The sequence below is a fragment of the Rhizobium sp. AP16 genome (assembly GCF_000281735.1).
GTDB classification, from domain to species: Bacteria; Pseudomonadota; Alphaproteobacteria; order Rhizobiales; family Rhizobiaceae; genus Rhizobium; species Rhizobium rhizogenes.
Genome location: NZ_AJVM01000004.1, coordinates 38,011 through 55,419 on the forward strand (window position 1 = coordinate 38,011; position 17,409 = coordinate 55,419).

The 17,409-nt window shown below is 61.6% G+C and carries 17 protein-coding genes; 5 read left to right on the plus strand and 12 right to left on the minus strand.

Going from position 1 to position 17,409, the window contains the following annotated elements:
• Positions 1-52: 52 nt before the first annotated feature.
• Complete coding sequence (locus PMI03_RS03890; protein WP_007690066.1) at positions 53-529, plus strand: chemotaxis protein CheW; 477 nt, start codon at positions 53-55, stop codon at positions 527-529.
• A gap of 84 nt (positions 530-613) precedes the next feature.
• Here PMI03_RS03890 and PMI03_RS03895 read toward each other — a convergent pair whose 3' ends face one another.
• The 10 genes from PMI03_RS03895 to PMI03_RS03940 all read right to left on the minus strand — a co-directional run bounded on the left by PMI03_RS03895 (position 614) and on the right by PMI03_RS03940 (position 11,187).
• Positions 614-2,275 carry an OFA family MFS transporter gene (locus PMI03_RS03895; RefSeq protein WP_007690072.1) on the minus strand — a complete coding sequence of 554 codons (1,662 nt, stop codon included), beginning with the start codon at positions 2,273-2,275 and terminating at the stop codon, positions 614-616.
• Between the two features lie 118 nt (positions 2,276-2,393).
• On the minus strand, positions 2,394-2,651 hold the full coding sequence (locus tag PMI03_RS03900; RefSeq protein ID WP_007690081.1) for a formate dehydrogenase subunit delta: 258 nt from the start codon (positions 2,649-2,651) through the stop codon (positions 2,394-2,396).
• A complete protein-coding gene (fdhD, locus tag PMI03_RS03905) occupies positions 2,641-3,468 on the minus strand; it encodes a formate dehydrogenase accessory sulfurtransferase FdhD (protein ID WP_039973615.1) in 828 nt (275 codons plus the stop codon). Before fdhD ends, PMI03_RS03900 begins: the two co-directional genes overlap by 11 nt.
• Positions 3,469-3,502: 34 nt before the next feature.
• Positions 3,503-6,382 carry a formate dehydrogenase subunit alpha gene (gene fdhF / locus PMI03_RS03910; protein ID WP_007690084.1) on the minus strand — a complete coding sequence of 960 codons (2,880 nt, stop codon included), beginning with the start codon at positions 6,380-6,382 and terminating at the stop codon, positions 3,503-3,505.
• Positions 6,383-6,386: 4 nt separating this feature from the next.
• A complete protein-coding gene (locus tag PMI03_RS03915; protein ID WP_007690085.1) occupies positions 6,387-7,943 on the minus strand; it encodes an NADH-quinone oxidoreductase subunit NuoF in 1,557 nt (518 codons plus the stop codon).
• Entirely contained in the window at positions 7,940-8,419 is a 480-nt protein-coding gene (locus PMI03_RS03920; RefSeq protein WP_007690086.1) for a formate dehydrogenase subunit gamma, read from the minus strand. The genes PMI03_RS03915 and PMI03_RS03920 overlap by 4 nt, the downstream gene beginning before the upstream one ends.
• A 118-nt stretch (positions 8,420-8,537) precedes the next feature.
• Complete coding sequence (locus PMI03_RS03925) at positions 8,538-9,434, minus strand: LysR family transcriptional regulator (protein WP_007690087.1); 897 nt, start codon at positions 9,432-9,434, stop codon at positions 8,538-8,540.
• 120 nt (positions 9,435-9,554) lie between these two features.
• Positions 9,555-9,902 carry a DUF3088 domain-containing protein gene (locus tag PMI03_RS03930; protein WP_007690089.1) on the minus strand — a complete coding sequence of 116 codons (348 nt, stop codon included), beginning with the start codon at positions 9,900-9,902 and terminating at the stop codon, positions 9,555-9,557.
• Positions 9,903-9,975: 73 nt separating this feature from the next.
• Positions 9,976-10,314, minus strand: a complete 339-nt coding sequence (locus PMI03_RS03935) for a helix-turn-helix transcriptional regulator (RefSeq protein ID WP_007690092.1) — start codon at positions 10,312-10,314, stop codon at positions 9,976-9,978.
• A gap of 102 nt (positions 10,315-10,416) precedes the next feature.
• A complete protein-coding gene (locus tag PMI03_RS03940; protein WP_007690093.1) occupies positions 10,417-11,187 on the minus strand; it encodes an SDR family NAD(P)-dependent oxidoreductase in 771 nt (256 codons plus the stop codon).
• Positions 11,188-11,285: 98 nt separating this feature from the next.
• On the opposite strand from PMI03_RS03940, the gene PMI03_RS03945 reads away from it, so the two are divergent.
• A complete protein-coding gene (locus PMI03_RS03945; RefSeq protein ID WP_007690094.1) occupies positions 11,286-12,059 on the plus strand; it encodes a DeoR/GlpR family DNA-binding transcription regulator in 774 nt (257 codons plus the stop codon).
• Positions 12,060-12,176: 117 nt separating this feature from the next.
• Positions 12,177-13,688, plus strand: a complete 1,512-nt coding sequence (gene glpD / locus PMI03_RS03950; protein WP_007690095.1) for a glycerol-3-phosphate dehydrogenase — start codon at positions 12,177-12,179, stop codon at positions 13,686-13,688.
• A gap of 12 nt (positions 13,689-13,700) precedes the next feature.
• Here the strand turns inward: glpD and soxR are convergent, their stop codons facing one another.
• Positions 13,701-14,165 (minus strand): redox-sensitive transcriptional activator SoxR, encoded by a 465-nt coding sequence (gene soxR / locus PMI03_RS03955; RefSeq protein WP_007690096.1) that lies wholly within the window; start codon positions 14,163-14,165, stop codon positions 13,701-13,703.
• Positions 14,166-14,239: 74 nt separating this feature from the next.
• On the opposite strand from soxR, the gene PMI03_RS03960 reads away from it, so the two are divergent.
• Both PMI03_RS03960 and PMI03_RS03965 read left to right on the plus strand, forming a co-directional pair.
• Complete coding sequence (locus tag PMI03_RS03960; RefSeq protein ID WP_007690097.1) at positions 14,240-14,815, plus strand: NADPH-dependent FMN reductase; 576 nt, start codon at positions 14,240-14,242, stop codon at positions 14,813-14,815.
• A gap of 185 nt (positions 14,816-15,000) precedes the next feature.
• Positions 15,001-16,212, plus strand: a complete 1,212-nt coding sequence (locus PMI03_RS03965; RefSeq protein ID WP_007690099.1) for an acyltransferase — start codon at positions 15,001-15,003, stop codon at positions 16,210-16,212.
• A 67-nt stretch (positions 16,213-16,279) separates the two neighbouring features.
• Here the strand turns inward: PMI03_RS03965 and PMI03_RS03970 are convergent, their stop codons facing one another.
• Positions 16,280-17,401, minus strand: coding sequence for a mandelate racemase/muconate lactonizing enzyme family protein (locus tag PMI03_RS03970; protein WP_007690100.1), 1,122 nt, complete (start codon positions 17,399-17,401; stop codon positions 16,280-16,282).
• Positions 17,402-17,409: the final 8 nt, after the last annotated feature.

Consider the following 17,409-nt stretch of genomic DNA (forward strand, 5'->3'; position numbering starts at 1 on the left):
GTCCTGAATAGAGCGCCGGATTCGGCGCCATGCGTCAACGGGAAGAATGTTCATGGCCACGATCAATTCCACCAGCTTCAGCGGCGATACGCTGGAGATCATTGCCTTCCGGCTTCACGATCAGGAATTCTGCGTCAAGACCACCACGATCCGCGAAATTCGCGGCTGGGCGCCGTCGACGCCGATCCCGCATGCACCGGCCGATGTCATCGGCGTCATGAACCTGCGCGGCTCAGTCATCCCAATTATCGATCTCGCCTACAAGCTGGGCATGGAGAGCACGGTCGCCAATGAACGCAGCGCCATCGTCGTGGCTGAAGTCCATAACATGGTCATCGGCATGCTGGTCGATCGCGTCTCCGACATTCTGACGATCGCTGCCGACCAGGTCCAGCCCGTCCCCGAAGTCACCGCTTCCTTCGACCGCGCCTACTGCGAAGGCATCATCGCCACCGAAAACGGCATGATCTGCTTCCTGAACCTTGCCAAGATGTTCAAGGAAGGCGAAGCCGAAGAACTCGCCGCCTGAGCGTCTGCTTTTCATTTCAGTCCCCACGAAAAAGCCGCCCCGGTCGTCCGGGACGGCTTTTTTCATGCAAGTAGCGTGCCGGTTTCAGCCGAACAGTGCAAAAGTGCTTCTGATCGTCACCCAGACGCCCCAAAGCAACGGGATGCCGACGATCGCCCAGGCGATCAGCGCCTTGCCGTCGAACCCGCCCTTGCCGATGCCGAAGGAGCCCGTCGGGCCGGCATTGGCGGCGGCAGTCTTTGCCTGCAGCGCGGCCACTTCCTCATCCGACATGAACCACTTGTCCGCAAGCGGCCTCACCAGCGAGTTGGCAATCAGGCCCAGCGCCAGCATGCCGGCGAGGATATACATAGTGAAGGTATAGAGCTGCGCGCCTTCGACGCCAGCAGCCTTCTGTGCTTCACGGATGTAATTGACCACCACCGGGCCGACGATCCCGGCCGTGGCCCAGGCCGTCAGCAGCCGGCCATGGATGGCACCGACGAATTGCGTGCCGAAGATATCGGCAAGATAGGCCGGGATGGTGGCAAAGCCGCCGCCATACATCGAGAGAATGATGCAGAGGGCGCCGACGAACAGGACCTTGCTGTGAATGCCCGCCGCCCAGGGAGCAAGCAGGTAAAGCGCAATGCCGATGAGGAAGAAGCAGTAGTAAGTGTTCTTGCGGCCGATCTTGTCGGAGAGCGATGCCCAGAAGAAGCGACCGCCGATATTGAAGAGCGACAAGAGACCGGCAAAGCCCGCGGCAATCGCTGCGATGGCCGCCACCTGTTCCTTGCTGAGATCGCCGAACTTCACATCCGGCAGGCCGATCAGCGCACCGCCGAAGATTTCCTGCAGCATCGGCGAGGCCATGCCGATGACGCCGATACCGGCAGAAACGTTGAGGCACAGTACCGCCCAAATCAGCCAGAACTGCTTGGTCTTATGGGCGTTGCGCAGATGCACATGCTTGGTCGTGATCATCGTGCTCTTGGCGGCGGGCGGCGTCCATCCCTCAGGACGCCAGCCGGCCGGCGGCAGGCGATAGCCGAAGGCGCCGCCCATCATGAAGACGAAATAGATCGCTGCCATGACGATGAAGGTCTGCCAGACGCCGACCGAACCATCGACGCGGAAATTGGTCATCAGCAGGTTGGCGAGCGGCGCGCCGATCATTGCTCCACCGCCGAAGCCCATGATCGCCATGCCCGTCGCCATGCCGCGCCGGTCGGGGAACCATTTGATCAACGTCGAGACCGGCGAGATATAGCCGAGGCCAAGCCCGATGCCGCCGATCACGCCCGCGCCGATCCACATCAGCCAGAGTTGATGATAAATGACGCCGACCGCAGCAATCAGGATGCCGCCACACCAGCAGCAGGCCGAGACGACACCGGCCTTGCGCGGGCCGGCCCGTTCCAGCCAACCGCCCCAGATGGCGGCGGAGGAGCCGAGCAGCACGAAGAACAGCGTATAGATCCAGCCGAGATCGCTGACGCGCCAGTCGCAGCTTGTCGTGACCAAAGCAGAAAGGAGATTGAGGCTGGCGCATTCAGCCGAAGGCGGCGTCGTTGTGCCGAGCGCCTTCGACAGCGGCAGCCAGAAGACGCTGAAGCCATAGGCCATGCCGATGCAAAGATGGATCGCCAGGGCCGCCGGCGGCACCAGCCACCGGTTGAAGCCAGGCTTGGCGATAATGCGCTCGCGATCGAGCAGTCCTGGCGCCGCCGCGCCCCTTGAAATATCCGTTTCCGCAGTCGCCATGAACAACCCTCCTTGTTTCAGAGACCTGAATTCCCCAATAATTCCGCCTTGTACAGCAGCTACGGACAGATTTCCCTCTCCATCCAATAGAATTTAAAAATCAAAGACAAAGGCCGGATCAGTCTTGCTTGGCCGGCTCCGGTCTGTGGATCAGCGCGGAGGCCTCGATGACGAGAGGGCTCAAGTCGCTGTCTCCATGATCGATGATCTCGAAAAGCTGACGCCGCATGCGCGGCTCCCAGAATTTGTTGATATGCGTCGCGACACCCTGCGCCGATTCATGCGCCGGCTGCGTCTTGAAGAAGGTGGCGATCTGGTTGGCCATATAGACGAGCTTCGTCGCGGTCTTGCCGTGTGGTGTTTCGTCAGGCGACATCGGCGATGCTCCCCGGAGTAATGCGCTGCGGATGGGTGAAAATCTCGAAATCGTCGCCGCGCACCAGCGCCACTAGCGTCATGCCGGCCTCGTCAGCCGTGCGGATGGCAAGTGCTGTCGGCGCGGAGATGGCGACTAGAACAGAACTGCCCAGGATCGCCGCCTTCTGCACCATCTCGACCGACAGCCGGCTGGTGACCGCAACGACGCCGTCGGCGCCCCTGTGACCGGAGCGAATGACGGCGCCGCAGAGCTTGTCCAGCGCATTGTGCCGCCCGACATCCTCGCGCACGGCGATCAGCCCCTGCCCCTGAATATAAAAGCCTGCCCCGTGCACGGCGCGTGTCTCGCGATGCAAAGGCTGCGCGTCATTAAGTAGCGCGATGGCGCGAACGATATCCTCGTGCGACAGCGTAAGTTCGACGGCAGAAACATCCGGCACCTTGCGCACCGCCTGCTCGATCGACTCGATGCCGCAAAGGCCGCAGCCGACCGGCCCGGCCATATGCCGCCGCCGGATACGCAGCGCATCGGCCACGTCATCGACCAGGACGACCTGCACATCGATCCCCTGCTCGTCTTCGACCAGTTCGACAGCGGCGATCTGACCGATATCGGTAATGATGCCCTCGGTCAGGCTGAACCCGATGGCGAAATCCTCGAGATCGTCAGGTGTTCCCATCATCACCGCATGCGAAGAGCCGCCATAGGAAAAGGCGATCGGCACCTCTTCTGGCACGATGCGCGAGCCGGAGCGGACGACGCCGTTGCGGCGCGCGGTTTCGGGAACGGTGGTGGTGGGTTTGAATTGGGTCATCGGCTTGTCGGGGTATCTCTCCACACATCCATCCTCACTCCGCAGCCTCCATTTTCTCGACAATCCGGCGAGACTGCCGGGCCTGTTCGTCATAGTCGATCTGCCATTGCGACGGGCCGTTCGATGGCGAGACTTGGACGGCCGTGACCTTATATTCCGGGCAATTGGTTGCCCAGTCGGAATAGTCGGTCGTGATGACATTCGCCTGCGTATCGGGATGATGGAAGGTCGTATAGACGACGCCCGGCGCAACGCGGTCGGTGATCAGCGCTCTGAGCGTCGTATCGCCGGAGCGGCTGGCAAGCTTGATCCAGTCGCCCTCGCGAATGCCGCGCTGCTCGGCATCGTGCGGATGCATCTCCAGCCGGTCCTCGGAATGCCACATGACATTTTCGGTGCGCCGCGTCTGCGCGCCGACATTGTACTGGCTGAGGATACGCCCGGTCGTCAGCAGCAGCGGGAAGCGCGGGCCGGTGCGTTCGTCGGTCGCGACATATTCGGTGCGGATGAACTTGCCCTTGCCGCGCACGAAACCGTCGACATGCATGATCGGCGAGCCCAATGGCGTCTTCTCGTTGCAGGGCCACTGCACCGAGCCCATCTTCTCCAGATAGTCGTAGGAGACCAGGGCAAAGCTCGGCGTCGTTGCGGCGATTTCATCCATGATTTCGGAGGGATGCTGATAGTTCCAGCCAAGTCCCATGGCCTGCGCCATCTTCTGCGTCACTTCCCAGTCGGCATAGCCGTTGCGCGGGCTCATCACCTTGCGCACGCGGTTGATGCGACGCTCGGCATTGGTGAAGGTGCCATCCTTTTCCAGGAAGGTCGAGCCGGGCAGGAACACATGGGCGTAGTTGGCCGTCTCGTTCAGGAAAAGATCGTGGACGATAACGCATTCCATCGCGGCAAGGCCGGCGGCGACATGCTTGGTGTCCGGATCGGACTGCAGGATGTCTTCGCCCTGAATGTAGAGGCCCTTGAACGTGCCGTCGACGGCGGCATCGAGCATGTTGGGGATGCGCAGGCCCGGTTCGTTGTTGAGCTTCACGCCCCAGAGCTTTTCGAAGATATCGCGGGTCGCATCGTCGGAGATATGGCGATAGCCCGGTAGTTCGTGCGGGAAGGAGCCCATATCGCAGGAGCCCTGGACGTTGTTCTGGCCGCGCAACGGGTTCACGCCGACACCGGGGCGGCCGATATTGCCGGTCACCATCGCAAGATTGGCGATCGCCATGACCGTGGTCGAGCCCTGGCTGTGCTCGGTGACCCCAAGACCGTAGTAGATCGCGCCATTACCGCCCTTGGCGAAGAGGCGGGCAGCGCCGCGCACCAGATCGGCGGGAACGTTGGTGAATTTTTCCGTCTCTTCCGGGCTATGGTGCGGCTCGGCAACGAAAGCAGCCCAATCCTCGAATTCCGACCAGTCGCAACGCTCGCGAATGAATTTTTCGTCGAACAGGCCCTCGGTGACGATGACATGGGCAAGCGCCGTCAGCAGGGCGACATTGGTGCCGGGCTTGAGCGGCAGGTGATAACTCGCCTCGACATGCGGCGTACGCACCAGATCGATGCGGCGCGGATCGATGACGATCAGCTTGGCGCCCTGACGCAGCCGCTTCTTCAGGCGCGAGCCGAAGACCGGATGGCCATCGGTCGGATTGGCGCCGATAACGATGACAACGTCGGAATGCTCAACGCTGTCGAAATTCTGCGTACCGGCTGAGGTGCCGAAGGCCTGGCCGAGGCCGTAGCCGGTCGGCGAGTGGCAGACGCGGGCGCAGGTATCGACATTGTTGTTGCCGAAACCGGCGCGTATCAGCTTCTGCACCAGGAAGGTTTCTTCGTTGGTGCAGCGCGACGAGGTGATGCCACCGACGGATTCGCGGCCATATTGATACTGGATGCGCCGGATTTCCGTGGCAACATGGGCGAAGGCCTCATCCCAAGTGACTTCGCGCCAGGGGTCGGTGATCTTCTCGCGCACCATCGGATTGAGAATGCGGTCCTTGTGGGTCGAATAGCCGTAGGCGAAGCGGCCCTTGACGCAGGAATGGCCGCGATTGGCCTGGCCATCCTTCCACGGCACCATTCGGACCAGCTCCTCGCCGCGCATCTCCGCCTTGAAGGAACAGCCGACGCCGCAATAGGCGCAGGTGGTGACGACGGAATGCTCCGGCTGGCCGATCGCGATCACCGACTTCTCCGTCAGCGTCGCCGTCGGGCAGGCCTGGACGCAGGCGCCACAGGAAACGCACTCGCTGTCGATGAAATGCTCATGCATGCCGGGCGACACACGCGAACCGAAACCGCGGCCTTCGATGGTCAGCGCGAACGTCCCCTGCACCTCTTCGCAGGCGCGCACGCAACGCGAGCAGACGATGCACTTCGAAGGGTCATAGGTGAAATAGGGATTGGACTCGTCCTTCGGCATCCATTTCAGATTGATGTCGCCGCTATTGCGTGCCTTGACGTGATTGTCGCCCTCGTAGCCATAGCGCACATCGCGCAGGCCGACGGCGCCGGCCATGTCCTGCAGCTCGCAGTCGCCATTGGCGGCGCAGGTCAGACAGTCGAGCGGATGGTCGGAGATATAGAGCTCCATCACGCCACGGCGGATATCCTTCAGCCGGTTGGTCTGGGTGTGCACTACCATGCCCGGCGAAACCGGCGTCGTGCAGGACGAAGGCGTGCCGTTGCGGCCTTCGATCTCGACGAGACAGAGGCGACAGGAGCCGAAAGCATCTACCATGTCGGTGGCACAGAGCTTCGGCACCTGAATGCCGGCTTCCATCGAGGCGCGCATGATCGATGTGCCCTCGGGCACGGTGATCGGACGACCATCGACGGTCAGCGTCACCATGGTTTCGGAGCGGGAGGCAGGCGTGCCGTAGTCGATTTCGGGAACGAGGGACATGGTCTTACTCCGCCGCTTCAATCAAAGGGACCGGAGAGAAATCCTCCGGAAAATGCGTCATCGCGCTCATCACTGGATAGGGCGTGAAGCCCCCAAGCGCACAGAGCGAACCGAACTTCATCGTGTTGCAGAGATCGGCGAGCAGAACCCGGTTCTTTTCCGGCTCGATCCCACACGCGATCTTGTCGGCTGTCTCCACACCGCGCGTCGAACCGATGCGGCAGGGCGTGCACTTGCCACAGCTTTCGACCGCGCAGAACTCCATGGCGAAGCGCGCCTGCTTCAGCATGTCGGCGGTGTCGTCGAAGACAACGATGCCGGCATGGCCAATCAGGCCGTCCTTCGCGGCGAAGGACTCGTAGTCAAATGGCGTGTCGAACAAGGCGCGCGGGAAATAGGCGCCGAGCGGCCCCCCGACCTGCACCGCCTTCACCGGCCGGCCACTCGCCGTGCCGCCGCCAATCTTGTCGATGATATCGCCGAGCGAGAGGCCGAAGGCCGTCTCATAAAGGCCGCCATGCTTGACGTTGCCGGCGATCTGTAACGGGATCGTACCGCGCGAACGGCCCATGCCGAAGTCCCGATAGAAGGTCGCTCCCTTGTCCATGATCACAGGCACGGAGGCGAGCGAGATGACATTGTTGATGACGGTCGGACAGTCGAACAGACCCTTATGCGCCGGCAGCGGCGGCTTGGCGCGCACGATGCCGCGCTTGCCCTCCAGGCTGTTGAGCAGCGCCGTCTCCTCGCCGCAGACATAGGCGCCGGCGCCGGTGCGGATCTCGATATCGAAGGCCTTGCCGGAGCCGAGAACGGAAGCGCCGAGAATACCGGCCTTGCGTGCGATTTCGACAGCCTCAGTCATCGCGGCAATCGCATGCGGATATTCCGAGCGCGTATAGACAAAACCCTTGGTTGCGCCGGTCGCAAGGCCAGCGATCGCCATGCCCTCGATCAGCACGAAGGGATCGCCCTCCATGATCATCCGGTCGGCGAAGGTACCGCTATCGCCCTCGTCGGCATTGCAGACGATGTATTTGCGCGCTCCCGGCGCATCGAGCACGGTCTTCCACTTGATGCCGGTCGGAAAGCCCGCACCGCCACGGCCGCGCAGGCCGGAGTCGGTAACCTCTTTGACGATATCGGCTGATATCATGCCGACAGCGCGATGCAGGCCCTTGAGGCCGCCATGGGCTTCGTAGTCTTCCAGCGAAAGGGGATCGGTGATGCCGCAGCGGGCAAAGGTCAGGCGGGTCTGTTCCCTGAGGAATGGGAGGCTTTCGACCTCCCCAAGACAGAGCGGATGCTCGCCGCCTTCAGCGAGCCCAGCGTCGAACAGTGCTCGCACATCCTTGGCCTTCACCGGCCCATAGCCGATGCGCTTGCCGCCGACTTCGACTTCAACCAGGGGCTCCAACCAGAACATGCCACGCGAGCCATTGCGCACAATCTGCGCATCCAGGCCACGGCTGGCAATCTCCTGCGCGATAGCCTTGGCTACCTTCTCGGCACCGAGGGATAGAGCTGCCGCATCGCGGGGAACGTAAATCTTCACCGTCATCGCCGCGCCTCCCTTACGAGGTCTTCCGCACCCTCGTCATCCAGTCGGCCATGCAGCTCGCCATCCAGCATCGCCGCAGGCGCACAGGCACAGAGCCCGAGACAGTAGACCGGCTCCAGCGTCACGCTGCCATCAAGCGTCGTCTGATGAAAATCGATGCCGAGCAGCCGCTTGACGCGCTCAGCCAGCTGATCGCCGCCCATCGACTGACAGGCCTCGGCGCGACAGAGTTTCAGGACATGTCGGCCGGCGGGATGATCGCGATAGTCATGATAGAAGGTCATGACGCCGTGCACTTCGGCGCGCGACAAATTCAATGCCTTGGCGATCAGCGGCAGCGTATCCTGCGGCACGTAGCCGAACTCTTCCTGGATCCCGTGCAGGATCGGCAGAAGCGGACCTTCCATCGATTTCATAGTTTCGATAATGACGCCGGCACGGGCCGCGATCGCGCCCGAGCCAAGATGCAAACTCATAAGCAGCCCTCCCAGGCTTCTCCTCCGTAAACGCACGACGACGCGGGCCTACATTCAGAGAGTCGCAGGGAAGAAGCGAGGGATCAATAAGGCAGTCTCGTCAAACGATAGAAAATTCCTATCGACCTTTATCGCTCTCCGCGAGCAATCGCGCCTCGTGCAACAGGGCCGAGACGAGCGGGGTAAACGGCTCACGATGGGTGGCGACCAGGCCGACGAGATGTTCGGCATCCGGCTCGGTGATCGGGATCTTGCGAATATCGGCGGGAAAACCGAAGGAATCGGCGATATTCTTCGGCATGATGCTCGCCCAGCGCCCGGTCTGGACATGGGAAAACAACACGATCATCGAATTGGATTCCAGCGTCGGTCTGGCCGTCGCGCCGGCTTCGGCAAGGTGCCGATTGATGATGCGGCGGTTCTGCATGTCTGCGGTCAATAGACAAAGCCGAAGATCTCCGACTTCTTTCCAGGTCACACTCGCGCGCTCGGAGAGCGGACTGCCCGCCGCCGTGATCAGATGATAACGCTCGGCATAAAGCGGCACGCTAGTGACGCGCCCAAGCGGCTCGTTTTCCAGATAGGTGATGCCGGCATCGATCTCGAGATTTTCGAGCAGGCTCAGCACCTGCAGCGAATTGCGCGAGATGATGGAGAAGGTGACATCGGGATGCCGCTCCTGAAACGGCGCGGTGATCTTCGGCACCATGGCAAGCGCCGTTGGGATAGCCGCGATACGGATATGGCCGGCAAGGCCCTTGTGCGCCGCCCGCATCTCCTCGCGCATCGTCCTGGCGTCACCAACGATCCGCCGCGCCCATTCGAGCACCCGCTGCCCTTCCGGGGTCAACCCCTGGAAGCGGGAGCCACGACTGACAAGCATGACCCCGAGCTGATCCTCCAGCTGCCGGATCGCCGCCGACAAGGTCGGCTGCGTCACACCGCATTCCTCCGCGGCACGGCCGAAATGCTTCTGGTTGGCAAGCGCGATGAAGAATTCCAGCTTGTCGATCATTCAACTCTCCCGAGAGGAAGAGTTAAACGGCCCAAGGCATGAGCGCAACATTGGAAAAGGAGAGGCGGAACCAACAGAGGCCACAGCCTTCCCTTTCAGATCAGATCGCCGGGTTCCCACTCACGGATGAGGATCGGGAAACCCATGCCGCTCGGAAAGTGCGGCAAGGATCTTGTCCTTGTCGGAAATGAAGGCACGCCCCTCAAACACGCCGGTTTGATATTTCGACGTTTCACCATCCGCCAACACCAGCAGCGGCAGAGACTGATTTCCCTCCCCGACCAACGCGATGACGGGAAGCCTTGGCCGCGGCCACGCAACCCGCTCGACATCAAGCCGTTGTGCCAGCGCGGGAAATGACGCCAGAACCCCTTCCATCAAGGCACAATGCCAGCAATAGAAGCGCCGGCCGGGATAAGCGGGGTCCTCAAAATCGGGGCGCAGTAAAAAGAGTTTATCGCGGGTCATCATCGGTTCCGTCTATCTCGAACGATGGAAAGCTCTGCAATCCGTACGCGGCAAGCATCTCCTGCCGCCACGATCAGGAATCGAAACCGCAGAAAACCTCCCGCAGCGATTCGACCACGTCGCAGATTTCGGTACCGGCGACAGCATAATAGACGAGCCGGCCCTCGCGGCGTGTTTCGACCAGCTTCTCCAGCCGCAGCCGCGCCAGATGCTGCGACACCACCGCCTGCTGCAGACCGAGGATAGCCTCGATCTCCATCACGGTCTTTTCTTGCTTGGCCAACAGGAAGAGAATGATCAGGCGTGTCTCGTGCGACAGGGCCTTCAACAAAACGCTCGCCCGTCTGGCCCTCGCGTTCAGTTCTTCAACACTATGCTCCGTAATACCGCCAGGCGGTGGAGACAACGACATAGGACAGCCTCAGGCGATAAATTCGCATACAGATATGCGTATAATATTATGAATTGGGTGCCCGTTCAAAAAATGGCGGAGCACCAAAAAAGGTCCATTTTATCAGCAGATAAGCTGCCCGCCATTAATCTCGATCACCTGCCCGGTGATGTAGCCGGATAAGCTCGGCGCCGCCAGGAAAAGATAGGTGGGCGCGCAATCTTCCGCCGTGCCCAGGCGCTGCAATGGAATAGACCGGCGTGTCTGCTCCAGCTTCTCCTTCGAGGAATAACGCTCGTGGAAATCGGTGGCGATGGTTCCCGGCGACACGCAGTTCACCCGGATGCCGTCCGGCGCCAGCTCCCGCGCCAGCGCTTTCGAATAGGTGGCGACGAAAGCCTTGGAGGCGGAATAGATCGCCGATCCCGGACTGCCGCCGGTGAGCGCCGAGATCGACACCGTATTGACGATCGCCGCCTGCCCGGCGCTCCTGAGCTGCGGCAGCAAGGCCCTTGTCACCTCTACAACGGAGGTCTGGTTGAGCTGGACGATCCGGCCATATTGCTCGTCGGTCAATTCACCGGCGGGAAAGCGGCCGAGCATGGTGCCGGCATTGTTGACCAGCACGTCGATACGGTCGAACACGCCCGCAGCCGCAGCGGCGAAATCCTTCGTGCCGTTCTCGCTGCTAAAGTCGGCCGGAATGAGAAAAGCGCGGCGATCGAGTTCGGCCTCCAGCAGAAAATCCGGCAGCTCGCGTTTGCCGTCACGCCCGACATGGACGAGAACGCGCGCACCGCAATCGAGAAACTGCCGCGCCACCTCCAGCCCGATGCCGCGGCCGGCGCCGGTGATCACGACGTTGCGATTTTCGAATAGCTTCGGATGAAACATGATGGCCCTCTCAAATCGCAGAATCCGCGCACCGACAATTGCGGAATTTTCACTTTATCATATGATGATGAAAAAACGAAAGAAAGGGAGCGCAGATTATGTTCCTATCGGGACGGCAAACAGAGATTCTGGAGATCGCCAAGACTGAGGGGCGCGTGCTGGTGGAAGAACTGGCGTCGCGCTTTTCCGTGACACCGCAGACCATCCGCAAGGACCTGAACGATCTCTGCGACGGACGTGTCCTGTCGCGGGTCCACGGTGGTGCGATTTTTCCGGGCGGCACGGAAAACGTCAAATATGAAGCACGCCGCTCTATCGCCGCCCCGGAAAAGCAGGCGATCGGCCGGGCTGCTGCCGGGCTCATTCCCAATAACAGCTCGCTTTTCATCAATATCGGTACGACGACCGAAGCGGTCGGCGAGGCTCTTCTCGGTCATCACGAATTGATGGTTATCACCAACAATATCAATGTTGCCAATAAGTTGCGGATTTTTCCATCGATCGAGGTCGTCATCGCCGGCGGCGTCGTGCGCGGCTCGGACGGCGGCATTGTCGGCGAGGCGGCGGTTGATTTCATCCGGCAGTTCAAGGTGGACTATGCCGTCATCGGCACCTCCGCCATCGATGCCGACGGCGCGCTTCTCGATTTCGATTTCCGCGAAGTGAAAGTGGCGCAGGCGATCATCGCCAATGCCCGCCATGTCATCCTGGTGGCCGACAGCACCAAGTTCGAACGCACCGCCCCGGTCCGCATCGGCCATCTGTCGCAGGTCCATACCTTCGTCACCGACGAATGTCGGATCGAATCCGTGCGTATCGCCGCCGCCGAACACGGCGTTCGCCTGGTCGAAACCGCACGCCGGCAGAGTTGACCATACGCAGAGCCCATCAAGAAACGTTCGTTTGACATTCGTATTGATTTCGCTTTAGATGGATTGATTTTCGAATTATCCATCTTCCAAGATGGCGGGGGCTTTGCGGAGGGGCGCGTGAGCGAGCAGATCCACGACATTTTCGTCATTGGCGGCGGCATCAACGGCTGCGGCATCGCCCGTGACGCCGTCGGGCGCGGCTACAAGGTCGCGCTTGCCGAAATGAACGATTTCGCCTCCGGCACCTCGTCCGGCGCCACCAAGCTGATCCACGGCGGCCTGCGCTATCTCGAACATTACGAATTCCGCCTGGTGCGCGAATCACTGATGGAGCGCGAAGTGCTCTGGGCGATGGCGCCGCACATCATCTGGCCGATGCGTTTCGTCCTGCCTTATCACAAGGGCGGCATCCGTCCGGCCTGGCTCATCCGCCTCGGCCTTTTCCTTTACGACCATCTCGGCGGCCGCAAGCTGCTGCCACCGACGGCGACGCTCGACATGAAGACCGATCCAGCGGGCAAACCGCTGAAGTCGCTGTTCACCAAGGCCTTCGAATATTCCGACGGCTGGGTGGATGACGCCCGCATGGTCGTGCTCAACGCCCGCGACGCCGCCGATCGCGGTGCCACGATCATGCCGCGCACCAAGGTCATATCGGCCCGCCGCGACGGCGCCCTCTGGACGATCGAAACTGAGGACACCGTCACCGGCGAGAAGCGCCTCTTCAAGTCGCGTATGCTGATCAATGCCGCCGGCCCCTGGGTCGATCATGTCCTCTCCGACGCCTTCGGCACCAACCAGGCCCACAATGTCCGCCTGGTGCAAGGCAGCCACATCGTCGTCCGCAAAAAATTCAACGATCCGCGCGCCTATTTCTTCCAGAATCCGGATAATCGCATCATCTTCGCCATCCCCTACGAACAGGACTTCACCCTGATCGGCACGACGGACCGCGACTATAAGGACGATCCGAAGGATGTGAGGATTTCCGAAGAGGAAACCACCTATCTCTGCAACGCCGCCAGCGAATATTTCAAGGAGCCGGTTCGCCCCGAGGATATCGTCTGGACCTATTCCGCCGTGCGTCCGCTCTATGACGACGGCGCCACCAAGGCGCAGGAAGCGACCCGCGACTACGTGCTGAAGGTCGAGGGCGCGGAAGGTCAGGCACCGCTGCTCAACGTGTTCGGCGGCAAGCTCACCACCTATCGTCGCTTGAGCGAACATGCGCTGGAAAAGATCGGCGAAGCCATCGGCCTCAAGGGCACGCCATGGACGGCCAAGAGCTCCCTACCCGGCGGCGATTTCCCGGCCACGGGTTACGAAGCCGAAGTGGTCAAGCTGAAGGCGCGTTATCCCTTCCTCACCGACCCGCACGCCCGCCGGCTGGTGCGCCGCTACGGCACCCGCGCCACCATGATCCTCGGAGACGCAAAAACCATCGCCGATCTCGGCCGCAGCTTCGGCAGCGATCTCTACGAGGCGGAAGTGCGCTATCTGATGGCACATGAATGGGCCTACACCGCCGCCGATGTCCTCTGGCGCCGTTCGAAGAAGGGCCTGTACCTCTCGAAAGACCAGGCCGCTGCGCTGGACGACTACATGGCCGGCACGCGGGTCCACGCATAAGTTCCCACCCCCTTACCCTTCGGGATCGAGTAATCTCGGTCCCGGCCCTTCCTCGGCCAGCACATCCCAGGGATTGCGCAACGGACAGCTTTGCATCGAAAGACAGCCGCAGCCAATGCAGCCGTCGAGCTGGTCGCGCAGGCCTTGCAGTCGCCTGATCCGCGCATCCAGATCGTTCTTCCATTGCGCCGATAGATCCCGCCAGTCGGCACCCGTCGGCGTCCGGCTTTGCGGCAGCGTGTCGAGCGCTGCCTGGATCTCGGCAAGCGGGATACCCACGCGCTGCGCCACCTTGATCACCGCCACGCGGCGCAGTACCTCGCGGGCGTAACGCCGCTGGTTGCCACGACTGCGGTGGCTCTCGATCAGCCCCTTTGCCTCGTAGAAATGCAGCGCCGAGACGGCAACGCCGCTACGTGCCGCCACCTCGCCCACCGTCAACAATCTGGAAAATGTTTCAGAGTCTATTTTTGTCATGACAGACTATTGACCTCAACTTTACTTGAGGTTTTATAGCTCTTGCTCCGAAGCGCGTAAAGCAGGAGCAACGCATGACAGAACCCACCCGCCTGGCAATCCTCTACGGCAGCACCCGCAAGGGCCGGCTATGCGACCGCGTGGTCAATTGGGTCGTCCGGGAACTGGCGCACTATCCGCTCATCGACATCGACGTCATCGATCCGCTCGATTTCGGCCTGCCGGTTCACCATGACGGCGAACATCCGGCGGTGGCGGCGCTTGCCGCGCGGCTCTCGGACGCCGATGCCTTCATCGTCGTCACTCCGGAATACAATCACAGCTTCACGGCCTCGCTGAAATTCGTGCTCGATCTCGTCTACGAGCCATGGCAGGGCAAGCCGGTCGCTTTCGTTTCCTATGGCGGCATTTCCGGTGGGCTGCGCGCAGTCGAACAATTGCGGCTGGTGTTTGCGGAATTGCACGCGGTCACCGTGCGCGACACCGTCAGCTTCGCCAATCCCTGGGGCCGCTTCGCCGAAGACGGTTCTCTCGAAAACCCGATCGAGGCGCGCCAATCGCTGGTGCGGATGATCGCACGGCTGCATTGGTGGAGCGCGGCATTGAAGCCCGCCCGGGAGACACGCCCCTATCGCTCCGTCGCGGCTTAAGCGTTCGTCCACAATAGCCAACACCGCTCTTCCGTTTCTGGCAGGTACGGAAGACCGGCTCGGCGCCCGGGCCTGCGCCGCATACGCCCGGGCGTCTTTCTCCTCCTCCGTCGATCAAGCCACACCCTTGCCGACGCCGCCTCGATGGCCTAACCCAATATCTAAGCGGTTCCAGAGGGACGAGGATGGAGAAAGAGACGCGGCTGGGAGGAGCGGATTTCGTGCGCGCTGTAGCGTGCCTGATGGTGCTTGCCCATCATCTCGTGCTGCGAATGGACTTCAGCTACCTCCCCGATGCCCTGGCCCTGCCGCTCATTCTCGCACGCTTCGGCAATTACGGCGTCTCGGTCTTCTTTGTGCTCAGCGGCTTTCTGCTGTCGCGGCCCTTCTGGCTGGCGCTGGACAAGGGCTTGCCGCCGCCTTCGCTGACAATCTACGCCATGCGCCGGGCCGCCCGCATCCTGCCGGGCTTCTGGTTTGCCCTGACGGTCGGCTTCATCTTGAGTTTCACTGTCTATGATTTTCCGCTCGATCGCGAACTGGCCGGGCGCTACGTCTCCGGTTTCTTCCTGATGAGCCAGTGGCATTGGCGCACTTTCTTCCCGGTAGAGGATAACGGGCCTCTTTGGTCCATCCCCTTCGAAACGACCTGCTATGTGCTACTGCCGATCGCTTTCCTGCTGCTCTTCAGCCCAGCCCTGAGACTGCGCACTGCCCTGCCTGCCCGTATGTTCTGGCTCGGCGTCATCGCTTTAGCCCTTCTGGGCCATTGGCTGATCGTCACCCATATCCCGCTCGACAGCGTCGGTCGGGGCTGGGAGCATGGCTTCCAGGGCGGCGCCAAGGAGTGGATGCCACGCTATAATCCGATTGGTTTCTTTGCGATCTTTGCCATCGGCGCCCTGGCGGCGGGCATCCAGACCATGATCCCCAGCAAGCGCTCGCTGCTCTACGATGTCCTGGCCAGCTTCGCTATGGTCATCGGCATCGCCGAAATCTGGATATCCGTCAGCGGTAGCTGGGAAGGTTACGGCTGGCTCGGCATTCCCTACCGCTTTCCGGTCTTTCCGCTCGCCGTTGCCGGCGCCCTCTGCGCCCTGCCGCAATCGATCGCCCTCCGCCACGTTCTCGACAATCGTCTCAGCCGCTATATCGCCACTGTCTCCTTCGGCGTCTATATCTGGCAGGATATCGTCTTGTTGTTGATGAAGAAGCTGTTCCCCTGGACCTTCGGGACCGGCTCCGATGACGTGTTCGGTGGGTGGTTCATCTCAAGCCTCATCGCGACCGTCATAATCTTTGCGATCGGTACCCTCAGCTATGTCTTTCTGGAGCGCCCCGTCATGCGCTGGGCTCGCGCCCGCGAGCAATCGGCAAGCAAGATCGTCCAAGCCTGATAAAAAGGCCGCCCAACGGAAACCGCTGGACGGCAAAGAAGCTCGACTAGGGTTGCCGAGCATCCCGTCAGATACGCGTGGCTTTCAAGCGTTCCTCATCGAGAACAACCCCAAGACCCGGCGCCTCTCCAAGATCCAACCAGCCACTCTGATGCTTGAGCGGCGATGCCATCGGATAGTCGCGTCGCGCCTCGCTCCATTCCGGATTGTCATAGGGATATTCGAGCCAGCCCACATCGCCGGCGCCAGCGCTCAAATGGGCGTTCGCCAACACACCGATACCGTTCGTCCAGGAGTGCGGGGTGAATTGCACACCCGCCTCGCGCGCCTGATAGGCCAGACGCCGGCAGCCGGTGATACCGCCGACCAGCGCCACGTCGGGCTGGACGACATCGAAGGCGCGTTCCTCGATGATATCGCGAAATTCATAAAGCTCGCGCGTCATCTCGCCGCCGGCGATGCGCAGCGATGTCGCCTGCTTCAGCTCCTTCATGCCCTTGCGGTCGGAGCGGTGCAGCGGCTCTTCCATCCAGTAGACGCCGAGCCGTTCCAGCTCCCTTGCCACCGTCAGCGCATCCTTGAAGGTCCAGGACAACGTCGTGTCCCAGGGCATGCGCCAACCCTGGTTACAATCGACCATAAGCTCCAGCCGGTCGCCAACCCGGGCGCGGACCGCCTCCAGCGCCTTTACATCGTCGCGCCAGCTGCTGCGGCCACCTGACGATGAGGAAAAGCGCACTTTCATCGCCGGAAAGCCTTCAGCGATATAGCGCTCCGCCTGCTCCGCCATTGCGGCAGGCTCACGCAGGACGCCGGAGGAGGCGTAGAGCCGCACGCGGCTGGCACGGCCGCCAAGCATGCGCCAGACCGGCTCCCCGGTGATCTTGCCGGAGAGGTCCCACAGCGCCAGATCCATCGGCCAGCAGCGGCCATAGTGAAAATTGATGTGCGACAGGACTTCGTAGTGGCGCTCGAGATGGCGCGGATCCTCACCGATGAACAGATCCTCGTGCCCCTCGAAACCCTTCATCAGGTCGCCGGAGCCAATGCCTTCGCGACCCTCGTCATCGCGAACACGGACGATCGTCGCGTCGAAATTCCGGCGCGGCCGGCCGTCCCAGCTCGCCTTGAACGGCGGATCGAGCGGCAACCGGTGATGGCTGATCTCGATGGAAACGATCTTGCTCATGATAGTGC

Coding starts and splice junctions, on each gene's coding strand:
- PMI03_RS03890 (WP_007690066.1), top strand. CDS start 53: ATGGCCACGATCAATTCCACCAGCTTCAGCGGCGATACGCTGGAGATC.
- PMI03_RS03895 (WP_007690072.1), bottom strand. CDS start 2,275: ATGGCGACTGCGGAAACGGATATTTCAAGGGGCGCGGCGGCGCCAGGA.
- PMI03_RS03900 (WP_007690081.1), bottom strand. CDS start 2,651: ATGTCGCCTGACGAAACACCACACGGCAAGACCGCGACGAAGCTCGTC.
- fdhD (WP_039973615.1), bottom strand. CDS start 3,468: ATGACCCAATTCAAACCCACCACCACCGTTCCCGAAACCGCGCGCCGC.
- fdhF (WP_007690084.1), bottom strand. CDS start 6,382: ATGTCCCTCGTTCCCGAAATCGACTACGGCACGCCTGCCTCCCGCTCC.
- PMI03_RS03915 (WP_007690085.1), bottom strand. CDS start 7,943: ATGACGGTGAAGATTTACGTTCCCCGCGATGCGGCAGCTCTATCCCTC.
- PMI03_RS03920 (WP_007690086.1), bottom strand. CDS start 8,419: ATGAGTTTGCATCTTGGCTCGGGCGCGATCGCGGCCCGTGCCGGCGTC.
- PMI03_RS03925 (WP_007690087.1), bottom strand. CDS start 9,434: ATGATCGACAAGCTGGAATTCTTCATCGCGCTTGCCAACCAGAAGCAT.
- PMI03_RS03930 (WP_007690089.1), bottom strand. CDS start 9,902: ATGACCCGCGATAAACTCTTTTTACTGCGCCCCGATTTTGAGGACCCC.
- PMI03_RS03935 (WP_007690092.1), bottom strand. CDS start 10,314: ATGTCGTTGTCTCCACCGCCTGGCGGTATTACGGAGCATAGTGTTGAA.
- PMI03_RS03940 (WP_007690093.1), bottom strand. CDS start 11,187: ATGTTTCATCCGAAGCTATTCGAAAATCGCAACGTCGTGATCACCGGC.
- PMI03_RS03945 (WP_007690094.1), top strand. CDS start 11,286: ATGTTCCTATCGGGACGGCAAACAGAGATTCTGGAGATCGCCAAGACT.
- soxR (WP_007690096.1), bottom strand. CDS start 14,165: ATGACAAAAATAGACTCTGAAACATTTTCCAGATTGTTGACGGTGGGC.
- PMI03_RS03960 (WP_007690097.1), top strand. CDS start 14,240: ATGACAGAACCCACCCGCCTGGCAATCCTCTACGGCAGCACCCGCAAG.
- PMI03_RS03965 (WP_007690099.1), top strand. CDS start 15,001: ATGGAGAAAGAGACGCGGCTGGGAGGAGCGGATTTCGTGCGCGCTGTA.
- PMI03_RS03970 (WP_007690100.1), bottom strand. CDS start 17,401: ATGAGCAAGATCGTTTCCATCGAGATCAGCCATCACCGGTTGCCGCTC.